Annotated in this window: 18 protein-coding genes and 1 riboswitch; of the genes, 7 read left to right on the top strand and 11 right to left on the bottom strand. The window is 72.3% G+C overall.

Annotated elements, in window-relative coordinates:
• Position 1: 1 nt before the first annotated feature.
• The 3 genes from ABZS42_RS09375 to ABZS42_RS09385 are packed head-to-tail and all read right to left on the bottom strand — an operon-like array spanning position 2 to position 1785.
• Positions 2-550: a DsbA family protein gene (locus ABZS42_RS09375; protein WP_355143455.1), complete on the bottom strand. Its 549-nt coding sequence runs from the start codon at positions 548-550 to the stop codon at positions 2-4.
• The gene (locus ABZS42_RS09380) at positions 547-1044 is read right to left on the bottom strand and encodes a redoxin domain-containing protein (RefSeq protein ID WP_355143456.1); all 498 of its coding nucleotides are present in this window, start codon (positions 1042-1044) and stop codon (positions 547-549) included. Before ABZS42_RS09380 ends, ABZS42_RS09375 begins: the two co-directional genes overlap by 4 nt.
• 54 nt (positions 1045-1098) lie before the next feature.
• Complete coding sequence (locus ABZS42_RS09385; protein WP_355143457.1) at positions 1099-1785, bottom strand: BON domain-containing protein; 687 nt, start codon at positions 1783-1785, stop codon at positions 1099-1101.
• 176 nt (positions 1786-1961) lie between these two features.
• On the opposite strand from ABZS42_RS09385, the gene ABZS42_RS09390 reads away from it, so the two are divergent.
• Positions 1962-2600, top strand: coding sequence for a maleylpyruvate isomerase N-terminal domain-containing protein (locus ABZS42_RS09390; RefSeq protein ID WP_355143458.1), 639 nt, complete (start codon positions 1962-1964; stop codon positions 2598-2600).
• A 120-nt stretch (positions 2601-2720) separates the two neighbouring features.
• Here ABZS42_RS09390 and ABZS42_RS09395 read toward each other — a convergent pair whose 3' ends face one another.
• Together ABZS42_RS09395 and ABZS42_RS09400 are read right to left on the bottom strand one after the other, a co-directional pair.
• Complete coding sequence (locus ABZS42_RS09395; protein WP_355143459.1) at positions 2721-3128, bottom strand: hypothetical protein; 408 nt, start codon at positions 3126-3128, stop codon at positions 2721-2723.
• A 225-nt stretch (positions 3129-3353) separates the two neighbouring features.
• On the bottom strand, positions 3354-3491 hold the full coding sequence (locus tag ABZS42_RS09400) for a hypothetical protein (RefSeq protein ID WP_175649341.1): 138 nt from the start codon (positions 3489-3491) through the stop codon (positions 3354-3356).
• 356 nt (positions 3492-3847) lie between these two features.
• Here ABZS42_RS09400 and ABZS42_RS09405 point away from each other — a divergent pair, with 356 nt between their 5' ends.
• Together ABZS42_RS09405 and ABZS42_RS09410 are read left to right on the top strand one after the other, a co-directional pair.
• Positions 3848-4210: an STAS domain-containing protein gene (locus ABZS42_RS09405; RefSeq protein WP_355143460.1), complete on the top strand. Its 363-nt coding sequence runs from the start codon at positions 3848-3850 to the stop codon at positions 4208-4210.
• Positions 4211-4468: 258 nt separating this feature from the next.
• Positions 4469-4939, top strand: coding sequence for an SRPBCC family protein (locus ABZS42_RS09410; RefSeq protein WP_355143461.1), 471 nt, complete (start codon positions 4469-4471; stop codon positions 4937-4939).
• Positions 4940-4964: 25 nt separating this feature from the next.
• Here the strand turns inward: ABZS42_RS09410 and ABZS42_RS09415 are convergent, their stop codons facing one another.
• From ABZS42_RS09415 to ABZS42_RS09440, 6 genes are all read right to left on the bottom strand, one after another.
• The gene (locus ABZS42_RS09415) at positions 4965-5483 is read right to left on the bottom strand and encodes a hypothetical protein (RefSeq protein ID WP_355143462.1); all 519 of its coding nucleotides are present in this window, start codon (positions 5481-5483) and stop codon (positions 4965-4967) included.
• A 120-nt stretch (positions 5484-5603) separates the two neighbouring features.
• Positions 5604-6677 carry a hypothetical protein gene (locus ABZS42_RS09420; protein ID WP_355143463.1) on the bottom strand — a complete coding sequence of 358 codons (1074 nt, stop codon included), beginning with the start codon at positions 6675-6677 and terminating at the stop codon, positions 5604-5606.
• Positions 6678-6681: 4 nt separating this feature from the next.
• A riboswitch (cyclic di-AMP (ydaO/yuaA leader) is annotated at positions 6682-6814 on the bottom strand.
• Between the two features lie 153 nt (positions 6815-6967).
• Positions 6968-7882 carry a cation diffusion facilitator family transporter gene (locus tag ABZS42_RS09425; RefSeq protein WP_355143464.1) on the bottom strand — a complete coding sequence of 305 codons (915 nt, stop codon included), beginning with the start codon at positions 7880-7882 and terminating at the stop codon, positions 6968-6970.
• Positions 7883-7990: 108 nt separating this feature from the next.
• On the bottom strand, positions 7991-10108 hold the full coding sequence (locus ABZS42_RS09430) for an AAA family ATPase (RefSeq protein WP_355143465.1): 2118 nt from the start codon (positions 10106-10108) through the stop codon (positions 7991-7993).
• Positions 10109-10234: 126 nt separating this feature from the next.
• Positions 10235-11173 (bottom strand): alpha/beta hydrolase, encoded by a 939-nt coding sequence (locus tag ABZS42_RS09435; RefSeq protein ID WP_355143466.1) that lies wholly within the window; start codon positions 11171-11173, stop codon positions 10235-10237.
• 267 nt (positions 11174-11440) lie between these two features.
• Positions 11441-11770, bottom strand: a complete 330-nt coding sequence (locus ABZS42_RS09440) for a hypothetical protein (protein ID WP_355143467.1) — start codon at positions 11768-11770, stop codon at positions 11441-11443.
• Positions 11771-12089: 319 nt separating this feature from the next.
• Between ABZS42_RS09440 and ABZS42_RS09445 the strand changes: the two genes are divergently transcribed.
• The 4 genes from ABZS42_RS09445 to ABZS42_RS09460 all read left to right on the top strand — a co-directional run bounded on the left by ABZS42_RS09445 (position 12090) and on the right by ABZS42_RS09460 (position 17487).
• Positions 12090-12581 carry a DUF3145 domain-containing protein gene (locus ABZS42_RS09445; protein ID WP_355143468.1) on the top strand — a complete coding sequence of 164 codons (492 nt, stop codon included), beginning with the start codon at positions 12090-12092 and terminating at the stop codon, positions 12579-12581.
• A 97-nt stretch (positions 12582-12678) separates the two neighbouring features.
• Positions 12679-14400 (top strand): glycoside hydrolase family 3 N-terminal domain-containing protein, encoded by a 1722-nt coding sequence (locus ABZS42_RS09450; RefSeq protein ID WP_355143469.1) that lies wholly within the window; start codon positions 12679-12681, stop codon positions 14398-14400.
• 834 nt (positions 14401-15234) lie between these two features.
• On the top strand, positions 15235-16395 hold the full coding sequence (locus ABZS42_RS09455; protein WP_355143470.1) for an ROK family protein: 1161 nt from the start codon (positions 15235-15237) through the stop codon (positions 16393-16395).
• A 51-nt stretch (positions 16396-16446) separates the two neighbouring features.
• Positions 16447-17487 carry an extracellular solute-binding protein gene (locus ABZS42_RS09460; RefSeq protein ID WP_355143471.1) on the top strand — a complete coding sequence of 347 codons (1041 nt, stop codon included), beginning with the start codon at positions 16447-16449 and terminating at the stop codon, positions 17485-17487.
• Positions 17488-17524 lie beyond the last annotated feature (37 nt).

Raw genomic sequence — 17524 nt, forward strand, 5'->3', positions numbered from 1 at the left:
GTCAAGTGTCGGCCGCGGCGTCGACGGCGGCGAGCAGGTCCGGCAGGGCGTACCCGCCGTCGTGGCGGACGTCGTTGACGAACAGCGTCGGGGTGCCGTTCACCCCGCTGCGGATCCCGCCCACGAAGTCCCGGCGCACCCGGTCGGCGTGCGCGTGCCGTTCCACCTCGGCGCCGATGTCGTCCGGCGGCATGCCGAGCTGCTCGACGCCGAGTGAGAGGTGCACCGGGTCGAGCTGGTCCTGGTGCTCGTAGAGCCAGTCGTGCATCTCCCAGAACCGGCCGCGGACGCCGGCCGCTTCGGCCGCCTCGGCGGCGCTCTCGGCGTAGGGGTGCACGTTGGCGATCGGGAAGTAGCGGTAGACCAGCCGTACCGTGCCCTCCCGCTGCCGGAGCAGTTCGGTCAGGTTCGGGTACGCGGCGCCGCAGTACTGGCACTGGAAGTCGCCGTACTCGACGACGGTCACCGGGGCGTCGGCCGCCCCCCGGACGTGGTCGGCTCCGCTGACCGGCGTGCGGAGCCGGGCGGTCACCTGCAACGGGGTGGTCATCCGACCCTCACCTCCCCGCCGACCCGCATTCGCTCCAGCGCGTCGAGGATGCCGTCGGCACCCGGGTTGACCTCCTGCGGGTAGAGCTGGCGCCAGGCGACCACACCGTCGGGGTCGATCACCACGAGCGCCCGGGCGGCCTCGCCGCCGCGGGTGTACGCGCCGTACGAGCGGGCCACTGCGCCCTTCGGCTCGAAGTCGGCCAGCAGTGGGAACTCGATGCCCTGGTTCTCCGCGAACGCGCGGTGTGACCAGAAGCTGTCCACGGAGATGCCGAGCAGCGCCGCCCGGTAGCTCTCGAACTCCGGCATGGCGGACTGGTAGAGCGCCATCTGGTCGCCGCAGACCGGACTCCAGTCGGCCGGGTAGAAGGCGAGCACCACCGGTCGGTCGCGGAACTCGCGAAGACCGGTGCGCCGCCCGTCCGGGGTGGCCGGCAGGGTGAAGTCGGGCGCCGGCCGCCCAGGTCCGATCAGCCCGTTCGGATCAGTCATGGCTCCCACGCTCGCCCCCGGCCGGGTGAGCGCGGCTCACCCGGCCCGGGTGGTTCAGCGCAGCACCGGGGCGACGGCGATGTGGTTCTGCACTTCCCGGATACCCGGCGCGGACCAGGCCACCCGCTCCACCTCGGCACGTTCCGGCATCGAGTGGACCAGACCGGCCAGCAGCACGGTGTCGCCGTGCACCCGTACCGTGACGTGCTCGGACTCCGTCGCGCGGCTGCGGGCGAGGGCATCGACGATCCGCTCGGCCAGCTCGTGACCGTCCGGGCGCACCGCCGGGCGGACGGTGATTCCGCTGCTCACCCCGCGTACGCCGGTGAGCCGGCCGACCGCCCGTTCGGCGGCTCGGCGCTGGTACTCCCACTCCACCTCGCCGTGCAGGGTCACCCAGCCGTCCGAGACGGTCACCTGCAACTGCTCGATCGGTACGAACGCGTCCCATTCCAGGGCATGGCCGACCGCCCCGGCGATCTCCGGATCGGCGCGCTCCGCCCCGCCGGGCAGTTGCACGGTGAGGTCGTTCGCGACCGCGCGGACCCGGGGCACCCGGTGCGCCGCCCGCTCGGCGGCCCACTTCTTCGCGTAGCTGTCGACCCGTCCGGTGAGTGTGACCACGCCCTCGGACACGATCACGCCGATCTCGTGTGGCCGGACCCGCGGCTCCCAGGTCAGCTCGTCGAGGACGTCGGACTGGATCTCCTGGTCGGTATGGGTGACGGTCTCGGTGGCCATTCGCTCCGTCCTCCTCATCGCGTCGGGCGGCTCCCGCACGCACGCCCGCCTGGAGGCGATGCTGCCGCCGGTCCGGGTGAAGCACCCTCGCCCGACCCGGGTGATGGCCGTCGACGATCTTGGTGGTGGCCGGTGCGGTCTAGGCTCCCCGTGGTTCCGAACAGGGGAGGTACGACATGGCTTCGATCAGGACGGCCTATCTCACGGCTGCTCGCTCGGCGGTGCGGCTGCTGGACGACCCGGCGGTCGCCGAGCGCTGGGAACGACCGAGTGCGCTCGCCGAGTTCGGTGTCGCCGGCCTCGCGGGGCACCTCGCCTCGCAGGTCTTCCAGGTCGAGACGATGCTGGCCGAGCCGGTCCCGCCGGGCGATCCGATCGAACTGCTCGAGCACTACGCGCGGGGGAGTTGGCTCGGCGCGAGCGTCGACGACGACGTGAACGTGGGGATCCGCCGGGTGGGGGAGGGCCTCGCGCAGGAGGGGCCGGACGCGTTGGTCGCGCGTACGGCCGAGGCGGTGGAACGGCTCACCGCGGCGTTGACCAGGGAGCCGGCGGAGCGCGTGGTGCACCTGGCTCGGGGGCCCTGGTCGCTCACCCTGGACGATTTCCTGACCACCCGGCTCATGGAGTTGGCCGTGCACTCGGACGACCTGGCGGTCAGCGTCGGCGTAGCCACCCCGGAACTGCCCGCCGACGCCGTCGAGCCGGTGCTGTCGCTGCTCGCCCGGCTGGCGGTACGCCGACACGGCCAGCCGGCCGTGCTGCGCGCCCTGGCTCGCGCCGAACGTGCCCCGGACCGGATCAACGCGATCTGACGGGACCGGCTCGACCTCGCTGACGTCGGGGTGTCGTCGAACGCCGGACACCCTGACATCAGCGAGACGGCGAATCGGTCGTCCGAGGTGGATCCGCGGTCGGTGTCGCGGCCGCTCGGGTCAGGTGTCCAGGTCGACCGGGGAGTTGGGACGGTCCACGTCCACGAAGTCGATGTCGTCGACCGCGCGGTCCTCGCGACCACCGGCAGCCCGTGCGGCGGTGCCGGCAGCCCAGCCGATCGCGGCACCGACCAGCGCCACGCCGATCAGCAGGGTCCAGGGCAGCGCCGGCCGGCGACCGGCGAGCGCGTCGAACGCGAAGGTGGCTCGGCGGCGGGCCTCGTCGGCGGCGTTGCCGACCAGGTCACCCGCCCCGTCGCCGAGGCGGTGACCGCCGCGCTGGGCGGAGCGGGCGGGGCCTCGGACGGTGTCCCCGGCGGCGTTGACCGTGGAGACCAGGTGTTGCCATGCGTGGTCCGCGATCCGCTCGGGTCTGCTGCGGCGGTCCAGCAGGTTCGTTCCGAACATCGGGTTACCTCCTCGGAGTGCCGGCCGCGGCGGCCGGGTCGGCATCGGCCGTCCGGACCGGCGCGTCACGATTGGCCTACCCGGCAGTGCCCCGGCCATCGGCACCCCAAACCCAGCGAACCGCCCACCCGGGCCATCCACCGGCTCGTCCCGGTGCCCGGCCCAATACGGCGAACTGCCGGCCGCGGTCGGGCGGCCGGCAGGTGGGAGAAGGAGCTGTCGCGGTCAGCGTGCCAGGACCACGGCGACACCACGAGCGAAGTCGTCGTCATCGTCATCGTCGTCGCCACCGCCGAAGCCGCAGGCCAGTACGAGGGCGAGCAGGGCACCGACGCCGGCCAGCGCGGCCAGTCTCTTGATCATTGATCATCCCCTCTGTGGTGGACTCCCGGCTGATGCTAGGCCGCAGAGGCAAGCGCGAATCGGGCTCGCGCGGGACCGATCGATGCCCGATCATGACGTGCGGGAGCCGGCCCGGGCCGCGTCGTTTCGGCCCGGCTGGCCTTAACCGGTTACCCTGGGCGGCGATGCGTCGGTCCGCGACGGGTCGTTGAACGAACAGACGAAGAGAAAAATCCGGACAAGGGTGACGAAATGTGCCCTGATCCGCGAATTGCTCATCCCCCGGGGGTGGCGACCGAGGCCATCGGAGGAATACTCTCGGTCGCGGCCCGCGTACTGATGAGACGCCCGGGGGACGGGCGGGTGGAGGTGCTCGCGTGAGCCTGTCGATCGTGAAGTCGGTTCTTCCCGGTGGTGTTGTGGAGATCGCCCCACGGGGCGAGATCGACGTAGACACCGCGTACGAGGTGCGCGAGGCGATCGCCGAGGTGCTGGCCAAGGGCCGTCCGGCGCGCATCGAGCTCAACATGCGCCTCGTCACCTTCATCGACTCCGTCGGCATCAGCGCAATGGTGGCCGGCTTCCAGACCGCCGAGGTGAGCGGCGTCAAGCTCGCCGTCACCGAGCCGAGCCGGTTCGTGCACCGGCAGCTCTGGGTGACCGGCCTGCTCGGCCTGTTCGGCGCTCCCGAGCCCTACTACGCCGGCACCGCCACGCCCGAGGTGCTTCCCGGCGCCTGAGCCGCGCTCACCTCTCGTCCGGGTCGGCGCGAGCCTCGTCGAGGCCCGTGAGGTCCACGGTCACCCGTAGGCAGGGGAGTGGGCGGACGCATGCCCGTGCACGCGTCGCCCCGGCCCTGGTTCCGGCTCCCGCGGCCCGCGCCGCCCGTCATGCGACAGGTACCCCAAACCACGGCATGCGCTCCGCGGCCCGCTCAGCCGTTGCCACCCCGTCTCCGGTGGGCGAGGATCGGGCGACCGGCGACGGCGGGAGACGGTGTGCTCAGGCGCGATTCCTTCAGTTACACCGTGCAGGCGCGCTGCGCCCTGGCCGACGCCGCCGCGCTGCTCGGCGACCTGGGCCGGCAGGGCGCGCTGCACCCGTTGGTCGTCCGGGTCCGCCGCCTGCCGCCCCGAGCGGGCGCCAGGGCCAGTTACGCCATCACCGACCGGCTGGCCGCCGGGTCGCTGCGGTTCCCGGTGACGTACCGCGCCGACGTGCTGGTCCGAGCGGACGACGAGATCTTGACCGTGGCTCGGCAGTGGCCGGCGACCATGGTGCGCAATCACACCCTGCTGTGCGCCGAGGCGGACGGGCTGGTGCGCATCGACGTCGAGATCACCCTCGCCGCGCCGGCGCCGCTGTTCGCGTACGCCTTCCGGCAGGCCCGCGCGGCGCACCTGGCACTGGCCAACCGGCTCGTCTCCGAGCTCGAACGCCACCGGGAGAGCCCACCCGCCGCGTCCTGACCGGCGCCGCGACAGCGGCCGGCGGTCAGGCACCCGCGCGCCCGGCCACCGCCGGGCGCCCGCGCCGCGCGCCCGGTCCGGCCGGCCGCATCCGCCCCCACGGCTTGTACGTGGAGAGCACCGTCGCGATGATCATCAAGCTGGTCGACACGGCGGGCGCGATCACCAGGTCGGCCCGGTCCCGCGCCGGCAGCGCAGCCCCGAGGTCGCCGGCGGCGCGCAGGCTCGGCGTGAGCAGGAACAGCACGAGCCCGACCATCACCGTGGTGATCAGCAGTTTCGCCAGCACCCAGCGGTAGCGGAACAGCTTCCACGGGGTCAGCAGGGCGCTGGTCACACCGACCACCCACACGGCGACGGCCAGCGGCGCGAAGAGCGTCGTGCCGATCAGCGCGGCGGCCGGATAGACCACGTCCGCGTCGGCGCCGCGCAGCACCGCCACGCCCAACGCGAGCAGTACGAGGTCCGCGCCGAGCCAGCCCAGCGAGGTGACCAGGTGCAGCGTGAGCAGAGCCTTACGCACGGTCGGCGGTGTTCGGGTCATGTCCTCGATGCTGCCCGTGCCGGCCGGCCGGATCGTCCGCCGACCGGCGACATCGTGGCTACGTCCCGCGACGTATCCGGGCGGTGCGGGTGGCCGCTGCGACCACCCGCCCGCGCGGCGTCAGTACACCGAGAGGTGCACGTGGTTGGTGTGGTCGCTGGACGGGTCTCCGCCCGCCCCGCTGTACGACTTCCATCCGCTGCTGGGCAGCCAGATCTGCCGGTACCAGATCACGTAGAGCACCGCGAGCCGGTCGGAGTTGCGGATGAAGTACGCGGCCAGGTTGTTGCCGTACGTCTTGTCGCCGCCCGTGGCGTCACCGCCGAAGCCGTTCTTCTGGGCGGCGAAGTCGCATGCCCGCCCCTTGGGATGCTCGCCGGATCCGCCGTTGCGATGGCACGAGACGTAGCGGGTGAAGCCGGCCGCCTTGGCCTGCTTGAGCGCGTGCAGCGCGCGCGGGGTGATGCAGCCGCTCGCCGGTGTCGGGTCGTTGACGCTGCACGACTCCTTGGGCCAGGAGCCGTCCGGGTTGCGCGGCGCCGGGTCGGCGTTCGCGGTGGAGGTGCCCCGGTTGGACCCGCCGGCGGAGGAGTTGACCGCGTTCGCGTTGGCCACCTCGAGGGCTCGCTCGGCCTGTTGCTTGCGCTTCGCCATCACGGCGACCTGCTTGCGCTGCTCCTTGATCTCACCGTCCAGCGCGGCGCGGGTCCGGTTCGCCTCGTCCCGGGTCGCCGTCAGGTCACGCAGCGCCCGGTCCTCCTTGGAGGCGACGGCCTCCAGGGCGGCGGCGCGGTCCATGAAGCCCTCCGGGCTGCTGCTGCTGAGCAGTGCCGAGACCGTGCCGAGCCGGCCGGTGCGGTAGGCGACCCCGGCGATCTCGCCGACCTTGCCGCTGCGCTCCGCCAGCTCGGCGTCGGTCTTCTTGAGCCGGTCGGTGAGCTGCTGCTGCCGTGTCACGGAGCGTGCCAGGGCGGCCTTCGCGTCGAGCCAGCCCTTGCTGGCCGCCTCCAACTGGGCGCGCAGGGCGGGGGTGCCGCCCTCGGTGTCGGTGCTGGGGGCCGCGGCGGGCAGAGCCGCCGGGGGAGTGGCCGCGGTGCCGGTGCCGGGGGTGGCCACGAGGGCGAGGGCGAGCGTCGCGGCGATCAGGGCCGCCATCCGGGCGGCGCGTCGTCGTACGGGTGCCACTGCTGGCATGCACATGTCCTTCCGTCAGCCGCCGACCGGGTTAGCTGACGGGTTCGGGACGGAAGATCCCTACCGCTCGCGCGGATGCACCCCAGGAACGTGGTTCCCCGGTTCGCCGAACGTCGGCGATTAGGCGGCGGTCGCCGCCGGCGCTGGTGGGCGCCTCCTGGCGGAGACCGGGACCGAGCCTACCGGTGCCGGTGGGGCTGCTGCAGCCGATGTGACTCCCTGTGCCGTCGAGCTAACCGAAAAATGCGGCACAACCGCACCATCCGGCTCAAAGACCCCGCCTGTTCACATCACCACTCGACGGCCCCGCAGGCGCCAGGGGCCGCACCGGGCTCGATCTGCAACGTCGCGTGCTCGATGTGGAAGTCCTCGTGCAGCGCCTCCCGCGCCGCCGCGAGCACGGTGCCGACCTCCGCGCCGGGCGCCATGGTGAGGTGCGCCGAAGCCACCTCCATGCCCGAGGTGAGCGTCCATACGTGCAGGTCGTGTACGCCGGCCACGCCGGGCACCGCGGCCAGCCGGTCGTGCACCGCGGTCACCTGAAGGTGTTCCGGGGCGGCCTGGACCAGGATGCGGACCGCGGCCCGCCCGAGCCGCCAGGTGCGCGGCAGGATGAACACGCCGATCGCCACCGCCACCAACGGGTCCGTCCACCACCAGCCGGTGAACGTGATGAGCAGCGCCGCCGCGATCACCCCGAGCGAGCCGAGCAGGTCGCCGAGCACCTCGAGGTAGGCACCCTGGAGGTTGATGCTCTCCCGGGCCCCGGGTCGCAGCAGTGCGAAGGCGGCCACGTTGGCCAGCAGGCCCAGCACGGCCACCGCCAGCATCGGGCCGGCGAGCACCTCCGGCGGGTCGCCGAACCGGCCGACCGCCTCGACCAGCACGTAGACCGCGACCCCGGAGAGCAGTACGGCGTTCGCCAGCGCGGCGAGCACCTCGAGACGGTAGAGGCCGAAGGTGCGCTGCGGGTCGTGACCGGCCCGCCGGGTGGCGGTGATCGCCGCGAGGGCCATGCCGATGCCGAGCACGTCGGTGAACATGTGCCCGGCGTCGGACAGCAGGGCGAGCGAGCCGGTCCGGAAGGCGGCGACCGCCTCGACCAGCATCAGGACCGCGAGCAGGGCGAACGCCGCCCAGAGTCGGCCGCGGTGGTGCTGCGCGGCGTTCACCACCGACTCGTCGTGGCCATGACCTGCGCCCACGAGACCACCCTCCGCCGACGGTCCGGACCGGTCAAACATATGCTCACATCGCAATGTGTGCAACTGTCGGCCGCGCCGGAGGCCGAGGCGGGGCCGCCGGGGGACCGCTCAGTCGGTCGGGTCGATCGTGGCGAGCCGCTGGGTGGCCCGGGAGAGCGCCACGTAGAGCGTCCGGACGCCCGAGCCGGGATCCGCGCGGATCTCGCTCGGCGCGACCAGCACCACCCCGTCGTACTCCATACCCTTCGCCTCCAGGCTGGTCACCACCTGCAGACGGGACCCGCCCAGCGCGCCGAGCCAGCTCGCCACCTCGTCCCGGCGAGGCACCGGCGTGATCACTCCGACCGTCCCCTCCACCTCACCCAGCAGGGCGTCGGCGGCTGCCATGGTCGCGCTCTCCAGCTCCGCCCGCGGTACCGCCAGTTCGACCGGATCGATCCCGGTGGAACGGACCGCGGTGGGCAGCGACAGGTCCGGGTCGAGCCGGCGGATCTCGGCCGCCGCCACCGCGAAGATCTCGGAGGAGTTGCGGTAGTTGGTGGTGAGGGTGAAGTTCTGCCGGCGGCGCCGGCCCAGCGCCTGGTCCCGGGCGCGCGTCAACTCCGCCGGATCACCGGTCCACGCCGTCTGCGCCGGATCGCCGACCACCGTCCAGGACGCCAGACGGCCACGGCGGCCGATCATCCGCCACTGCATCGGCGACACGTCCTGCGCCTCGTCCACCACCACGTGCGCGTACTCCCGGTAGTCGGCCGGGCGCTCCCGGGCCGCCGCCCGGGCGGCCCGTTGCCGATCCGCGTACGTGCTCAGCTCGCGTACCCCACCCGCCAGCTGGAACGGATCCCGCTTCGGCCGAGCCGCCTGCACCGGCTTGCCGAGCAGCGCGTCGAGCTCGTCGAGGAGCGCGATGTCGGCGATCGTCAGCCCCTCGCCGTCCAGCGTCCGGTACGCACTCGTCAGCAGCCGGATCTCCGCTCCGGAGAGGATGCCGCCCGCGTACCGGCGCAGCCGCTCGGGGCGCGTCAGCCAACCCAGCACGTGCCGGGGGTGCAGCCTCGGCCACCACGCCTTGAGGAACTCCCGGAACTCCGGCCGGTCGGCGATCTCGTCCTCGAAGGCCCGCTGCTCCGGCAACCGGCTGATGTTCAACCGGCGCGCCTGGGCCCAGAGCGCCGCGAAGACGCCGTCGAAGCCGGCTCGGCGTACCTCGTTGCGGCGGGCGCCCCGCGGCAGCGCGCGATCCCGGATCCCGTCCAGGTCCCGCCGGTCCAGCCGCAGCAGCTCGCCCCGGTAGAGCAGGCGCAGTTCCGTCGGACCGTCCGGCACCGCGTCCCGGACCGCGCGCTCCAGCACCCGGCGCATACGCAGGGAGCCCTTCACCGCGGCGACCTCGGGCGCGTCGGTCCGGGTCGCGCTCATCCCCGGGAACAACGTGCCCAGCGAGTGCAGCGTGGCGGTCTCCTCGCCGAGGGAGGGCAGCACCGAGGCGATGTACTCGACGAAGACCGAGGATGGGCCGACCACCAGGATGCCGCCGCCGGCGTACCGGCTGCGGTCGGAGTAGAGCAGGTACGCCGCCCGGTGCAGGGCGACGGCCGTCTTGCCGGTGCCGGGACCGCCCGAGACGATCGTGACGCCCGAGCCGGGGGAGCGGATCGCCTCGTCCTGTTCCCGCTGGATCGTCGCCACGATGTCCCGCATGCCCCGCCCGGTCGCGCGGGAGAGCGTGGCGAGCAACGCGCCGTCGCCGACCACCGCCATGTCCGGCGGAGCGGCACCCGGGTCGAGCAGGTCGTCCTCGATCCGTACGATCCGCTCCCGGCTCGACTGGATGGTCCGGCGGCGTACCACGCCGAGCGGCTGGGCCGGAGTCGCCTGGTAGAACGCGGCGGCGGCCGGCGCCCGCCAGTCGACCACGAGACTGATCGCGTTCTCGTCCCGGATGCCGAGCCGGCCGATGTGCAGCACCTGGCGGTCGCGCAGGTCGAGCCGGCCGAAGACCAGCCCCTCGTGCTCGGCGTCCAGGGTGTGCCGCCGCTGTGCCGCGTGGAAGACCATGGCGTCCCGCTCGACCAGCGCGCCGAAGTTCCCGACCCGGGCGAGCCGGTAGCCGTCCCGTTCGGCGCGGACCGCCGACTGCCGCAGCTCGGCGAGTCGGGAGTACACCCGGTCGAGATGCCGCTGCTCGACGGCGATCTCCTGCTCCAGGGTGGTCTGGTCGGTCACGCGTGCTCCTGATCCCTCACCGGCTGCGGGCACCGCGGTACGCCGCGGGCCGCACGCCGGGCCAACCGAACGAGAGTACGGCCCCGGCCGGTGGTACCGCTTCGCCAGGTACGGCGTAGCGCCTCGTCAGGCCGGTGAAGCCGGCGTGAGCGGACCGGCGGACAGCGGCCGGCCGAGCACCTGATGGAGCACTCCGAGCAGGGCCGAGTTCACCTCGTCGGGGCGTTCCATCATGAGCATGTGCCCAGCGCCGGGACAGACCGTCAACTCGGCGGTCGGCAGCGCGGCGGCGATCGACTCGGCGCACGGTGGCGGGGTGAGCCGATCCTGGTCGCCGACGAGGGCGGCGGCCGGTAGGTGGGCCAGCTCGGCGAGGGTCGCCAGGCGGTGCTGCGTCCCGATCGAGGCGCGGAAGCCGCCGATCGAGCGGAGCGAGGCGCGGGCCACCGACGACGTGACCAGCCGGATGTCGGCCGGGTCGCACCGGTCGCCGAAGAGCAGCCACCGGATGCTCGGGCGCAGTGCGCGTAGCAGCGCCAGCGGCGGCCGCCACGACCCGCAGCGGGCCAGCACGCCGGCGCCGGTGGTCTCGGCGAGCCGGATCAGCCGGGTGATGCGGGAGGAGAGCCCGTAGGCGGTGTGCGTATGCCCCTCGGCGGTGGTCGAGACGAAGGCGAGGCCGGCCGTACGTGCCGCGAAGTGCTCGGGATGCCGGTGCGCGTACTCCATGATCGTCATTCCGCCCAGGGAGTGCCCGACCAGGATGATCCGGCCCGTCGGGGCCAGCGCGTCGATCACTGCGGCGAGATCGTCGCCGAGCTGGGCCAGGGTGGCCGTACGCAGTGGCATGCAGCTGGAGCGTCCGTGACCCCGCGCGTCGTACGCGACCAGTCGCACCGCGGTGCCGACCGTCTCGCTCAGCGCGCTGAGTTGCCGGTGCCAGCTCCGCGCGTCCAGCGTCCAGCCGTGCAGCAGGATCATGGTGACCTCGGCGTCGGCGGGGCCGGACGCCTCGACGTGCAGGCGCACTCCGTCGGCCAGGCGTACCTGCGACTGCTCCGGCATCGCCGCCTCCCCGGGCCGCCCGGATCCGCCCACCGGCGTACCCGGTGGTAACACCGGCTACCCGCCATGACACCACGCCAACCCTGGCGGTGGAAAGATCCCCGCGGCCTGCGCCCCGCATCTGCCGGTCATGAGGCTGACGCGGGTTTCGGAGAGCGAACTCACCGCCAGGATCAACCGGGCCGGGTGCGGCGGGGTGGGGTGGAGACGCGAAACCGCCCGTCGGGATGTCCCGACGGGCGGTTGGGTGTTGCGCAGGGAGAGGGCTCAGCCCTCGAAGACGCCGGCCTCGACCAGGCGCTTCTCGGTCGCGTCCCAGCCGTCACCGGGGTGCGCCTCGGCCAGCGTGTTCAGCTCGGCACGGATCTTGGCGGCGTGCCCGGCGGCGGCCAGCACCCGGATCTCCTCGACGAAGGCCTCGGAGTCGGTGCGCAGGTGCGCGGTCTTGCCGTTGGTCAGGTTTCGCACGTAGACGTGCTTGCCGCTGTTGAGCGGGAGGAGGTACTTGAACTCGCCCAGCACGCTGAGGGCGCCACCCTGGCCAGCCTGGCCGGCCCGGACGGACGCGCGCGCGGTCTTAGAGGTGTTGCTCGCCACGGAGGTACTCCTTGCAAGACGTACGGGAGGACTTGAACGTCCGGGGGCTGTTGCGGACGACTCCGGATGGATAGCCCGCGAAAGACGTGCGCGGCACAAGCCGCCGATGGAACTGTACACGACCACGATCCCTGGCTGGTCATCGCGCCGTCGAGGGTTCCAACGGCGGCCACCCTTCCGGCTATTCCGGCGGCTCCTGCCGGTGAATTTTCCGATTCCCTGGCGCACCGTCCGTCACACGAGTCATCATGTGTCGCAGGAGCCACTCGGGTGGTCGAGGTCGTAGGGGAAGACGCACCTCGCTCTCCGGGAGGTCACCGTGCCAACGCGTGGCGTCGTATACGTCCACTCGACCCCGCTCGCCGTGTGCTCACACGTCGAGTGGGCGATCGCGCGCGTCCTCGCCGCGCCGGTCAATCTGCAGTGGACCGCACAACCCGTCGATCCTGGCGCACGCCGGGCCGAGTGCGGGTGGACCGGCCGTCCGGGAACGGGCGCCGACCTGGCTGCTGCCCTCCGGCAGTGGCCCATGATCCGTTTCGAGGTGACCGAGGAACCGAGTCCCGGGGCCGACGGCGAGCGCTTCATGCACGTTCCGGGACGCGGCCTGTTTCGGGCCACGGTCGGCGCGGCCGGTGACATCCAGCTGGGCGAGGACCGGCTGCGCAGCATCCTCGCGACCGCCCGCGCCCCGGAGGCGATCGCGCACGCCGTCGAGAAGGCCCTCGGCACCGCCTGGGACGCGGAACTGGAGCCGTACCGTTACGCCGGCGACGGCGCCCCGGTGACCCTGCTCACCTGGGTCGGCTGAGCGGAGCCGCCGCGGCGTGTCGATCCTCACCGGCGGCAGGACGGGGTCGCGCGGCGCCGGTCGGCCGAGTTGCCCTGATACGCGGTGCACTGGTGGGATGGGCGGTGTGTCGATTCGCCCGCACCGCGCCATCGTCGCCGTCGTAGCCCTGACCGCTCTGCTCGCCTCCGGTTGCTCGGGAGCCGCGGAGCGACCGTCGTCGCCGTCCGCGCCGCCGCCGTCCCCGTCGACCCCGCCGTCGGCCGGCGACCCGGCGGCCCGCGCCGCCGCCCTGGTCGGCACGCTCACGGACGAGGACCTCGTCGGCCAGGTGCTGATGCCGTACGCCTACGGCAGCTCGGCCACCGAGGTCTCAGCCGGCTCGGCGGCCGGCAACCAGGCGCTCGCCGGAGTCGACACCCCCGCCGAGATGATCGCCAAGTACCACCTGGGCGGACTGATCCTGGTCGGCTTCAGTGCCGACGACCCGACCCAGGGCAACCAGGAGACCACGAACGTGGACAGCGCGGAGCAGGTCCGTGAGCTGACCGGCGGGCTGCGCGACGCCGCGGCCAAGCTGCCCACCGGTGCCGCTCCGTTCCTGATCGGCACCGACCAGGAGTACGGCGTGGTGACCCGGATCACCGACGGGGTGACCGCGCTGCCCAGCGCCCTGGCCGCCGGGGCGGCAGGTGACCCGGCACTGACCGAGGCGGCCTGGCGGGCCGCCGGCGCCGAGCTGGCCGCGCTGGGGATCAACCTGGACTTCGCACCGGTCGCCGACGTGCTCGCCACCCGCAGCACCGTGATCGGTTCCCGGTCCTTCGGGTCCGACCAGAAGCGCGTCTCGCCGCAGGTGGGCGCCGCCGTCCGTGGCCTGCAGGGCTCGGGGGTGGCGGCCACCCTCAAGCACTTCCCCGGGCACGGGCACAGCGCGGACGACTCCCACAAGGAGTTGCCGGCGCTGACCCAGTCCCGCGCGACGCTGGAGGCCGACGCATGGCCGTCCTTCAAGGCGGGCATCGACGCGGGCACCATGGCGGTCATGTCCGCCCACCTCGACGTACGGTCGGTGGACCCGGGCACCCCCGCGACCTTCTCGCACAAGCTCCTCACCGACGTGCTCCGCGGCCAGCTCGGCTTCCAGGGCGTCGTGATCACCGACGGCATGAACATGGAGCCGGCCAAGCGCTGGTCGCCGGGAGAGGCGGCTGTGCGCGCGCTGAAGGCCGGCAACGACCTCATCCTGATGACCCCGAACGTCAGCAAGGCGTACGACGGGCTGCTCGCCGCGCTGCGCGACGGATCGCTGCCCCGGGCCCGGCTCGTCGATGCGGCGACCCGAGTGCTGACCATGAAGTTCCGACTGGCCGGCACGACGGCGCCGGACATGTCGACGCTGAACGACCCGGAGCACCGCAAGGCGGCGGACGCGCTCGCCGCCGCGGCCGTGACGGTGCTGCGCGGCTCCTGCGACACCGCCCCGATCCACGGACCCGTGACGGTCACCTCCTCCGACGGGCGGGACAAGACGCGAGCCCTGCTCACCGAAGCCCTGACCGCGGCCGGGGTGCGGGTGGTGCCCAGCGGCGGAACCGTGGTGCACCTGGTCGGCTACGGCGACGGCACCGGCGACCTGCGCGCCGACGCCGCCGTGACGGTCGCCATGGACACCCCGTACGTGCTGGCCAAGGCCAAGTCGCCGACGTTGCTGGCGACCTACTCGTCCAGCCGGGCGGCCATGAACGGGCTGGCCGCCGTGCTGGCCGGCAAGGCCCGACCCGGCGGCCGGTCCCCGGTCAAGGTGGCCGGCCTGCCCGCCACCACCTGCGACAGCTGACCCGCTCAGGGACGCGTACGGCCCGGGACGTCCCGAAGAGGTCGACGGCTCTTCACGGCCGTGGGGCCGACCCGACGGTGGCTGCCGGGCCAGAGCGGCGCTGCCGCCTCGGAGCCTGCTGGCGGCGACGTCCGGGTGCCGGCAGCGACGGGCACCAGCAGCGCGGCCCGGTCACCCGCGACCAGTCTCGCCATGTGATCACCACACTGGCAGTGCCGTCCCAGACCCACCGGTAGGCGGTGCGGCCGCTGCCGGCACGGACGACGACCTCGCACCCACCGACCACCCGCTCTGACCGGTCGGCAGCAGTCCCGCGTACTCCGGCTCGGGTAGTACGGCGGTCGTGATCGTCTGCCGAGCAAGTAACCGCTGACCTGCACGAACACCTTCAGCATCGGAGTGCAGGCGATCCGGCCAGTCGCCGGAACGTCCTGCGGGGTCGCGGCCTGCCGGTTCTTCGTCCCGGTGCCGATGTCGGAACGGGCAGTGGCCATCATCGACGGACGCGGCCTTCGTCGCGGGGTCGTAATCGGACGGCGGGCCGGTGGGCCTCGCGTCCGCGGTGCAATGGCGGCACGGATGTCCGTACACACTGGAAGGCCTTGCTCGCTGACGCCAGGTGGCAAGGCCGGCAAGCGAATGCCTTGCCGGCATTTCTTCTCAGAAGAAACAATCTCCGTCCACGGGAGGGTGTTTCCGTACTTATCGAGCCGCCCACCCCGTCCGTTCTCGACCCCTTTTGGGCATTCCTGTCGTCCTGGTTTCTGCCGTCAGCGCGCCGAGACGCATTCGTTACTTGACTCAATAATTCGTTCGCCGTAGGAAGGAAGTGTGATGGACGTGGTGACGCCACCAACGAGCCCGGTGAGCCGGGAGCGGGCGAAAGAGATCAAGCGCTTGTCCGTGATCTCTGCGGCCCGCCAGGTGCGGGTACTCTCCCGCGCCGAGCTGACCGAGCTGACCGGCCTGAGCCCTGCCACGCTCACCCCGCTCGTGCGCGACCTGATCGCCGAGGGGTACCTCATCGAGCGTGGGCCGGGTGCCTCCCGGGCTGGCCGACCACGGGCGATGCTGGAGTTCAACCCCCGCGCCGAACTGGTTGCCGCCGTCGCGTTGGAACCCACCCGGATCAGCTGCGAGATCGCCGACAGCGACGGCGCGGTGGTCGCGCACCGCGTGGTGCGGCTCACCGGCGAGATCGTCGACACCATCTGCCGGTCCGTGCCGGAGTTGGCCGGGGACGGACTGCCGGCGCTACGCGGAGTCGCCATCGCCGCGCCCGGTGTCATCTCCGGCGGCGCGGTCCGTCTCGCTCCCTCGGTCGGCCTGGTCGAGGCCCGGCCGATAGGAGAGTCCGTCCAGCGGCGGCTTGGTGTGCCGGTCGTAGTGGACAACGACGTCAACCTGATGGCGGCCGGCGAGCATGCCGCCGGGGCCGGCGCGGACGTCGCCGACCTGCTCCTGTTGCACGTAGCCGACGGCATCGGCGCTGGCCTGGTGCTTGACGGCCAAGTCCGCCGGGGTGCCCGTGGGGCGGCCGGCGAGGTCGGCTTCCTGCCGCTCGACCCGGCCGACCGGGGCCACGACGGGATCGGCCCGTTCGAGGCGCGCTGGTCGGAGAACGCGATCGCCGAGCGGGTAGTCGCGCTGGCTCCCGGCCGCCGCCCCGACTCAGCCGTGCGAGCGCTGGTCGACCTCGCCGCCACCGACGAGCGTGCCAGCGGCTACCTGGACGAGTTGTTGCAAGCCTGGTCCCGCCTGATCGTCTCCTGCGTCTGCGTGATCGACCCCGGCCGAGTGCTGCTCAGCGGCGCTGCGGCCGAACTGGATGACGCCGCTGTCGACCGACTCCAGAGCATGGTCGGCGCCGCGGCACCGAGCGCGACTGAGGTCCGCCGGGCCGTGCTCGGCGACCGGGCGGTGCTGCACGGCGCGGTCAGTTACGCCCTCTCCGCCGCCGCCGCAGGGCTGTCCACCCTGCTGCCGGCCCCCTGACCTTCCGTCGAAGAACAACGCAGTTCTCCCACACCCCCTCGGAGGTATCCCATGAGACGTCGACTCTTCCTCACCGGAGCGCTCGCCGCCGTCCTCGCCGCCGGCACCGCCTGCAGCGGCGGCTCGGGCGACGCCGCCGGTGACACGGAGAAGCTGACGATCTACACCGCCCGCGACAAGAAGGTCTCCACCTTCGTCGTGGACAAGTTCACCGCCAAGTACCCCGAGTACAAGGGGAAGGTGGAGATCCTCAACCTGGGCGCCCAGGAGATCCTGGAGCGGGTCCGGGCCGAGAAGGCCAACCCACAGGCCGACGTCTGGTGGGGTGGCACCCAGCAGGGGCTGGCGGCCGGGGCTGCCGAGGACCTGCTCACGGGGTGGCAGCCCACGTTCGCCGGCAAGATGGATGCCCACTACAAGGATCCTGAGGGCCGCTGGTTCGGCGAGATCCTGCTGCCCGAAGTCATCATGTACAACAACAAGGCGCTCACCCCGGAGCAGGCCCCGAAGGACTGGGACGATCTGCTGAAGCCGGAGTGGAAAGACAAGATCATCATCCGGGACGTGGCAGCCTCCGGCACGATGCGGTCGATCTACGCCTCGATGATTCAGCGGCAGTCGCCGGACGGGAGCAACCCGCAGCCCGGGTACGACTGGCTGAAGAAGCTGGACGCGAACACCGACGCGTACGCGGCCAACCCGACTGACCTCTACCTGAAGATGTCCCGCCAGCAGGGGATCCTCAGCGCCTGGAACCTGCAGGACATCCTGCTCCAGGCCAACCAGGCCAACATGCCCTTCGGGTACGTGATGCCGGCCTCCGGTGCCCCGGTCCTGGTCGACGGGCTTGCCGCGGTCAAGGGCGGGAACAGCGCCGGAGCGCAGAAGTTCATCGAGTTCCTCTTCGACGACTCGCTCCGCGCCGACTTGGCCAAGGACTACTTCCAGATCCCGGCCGTGGACATCGCCGAGAAGCCGGACTGGCTCGCGCAGCTCGGCCTCAAGCCGCTCGACGTCGACTGGGACGTGATCGGCAAGAACGAGACCGAGTGGATCAACCACTGGAACAGCCAGATCAAGAACAAGGGCTGACCACAGGCGGGCCGGGGCGGAGACCCTCTGCCCCGGC

This window comes from Micromonospora sp. NPDC005367 (assembly GCF_040606825.1).
Taxonomy (GTDB): domain Bacteria; phylum Actinomycetota; class Actinomycetes; order Mycobacteriales; family Micromonosporaceae; genus Micromonospora.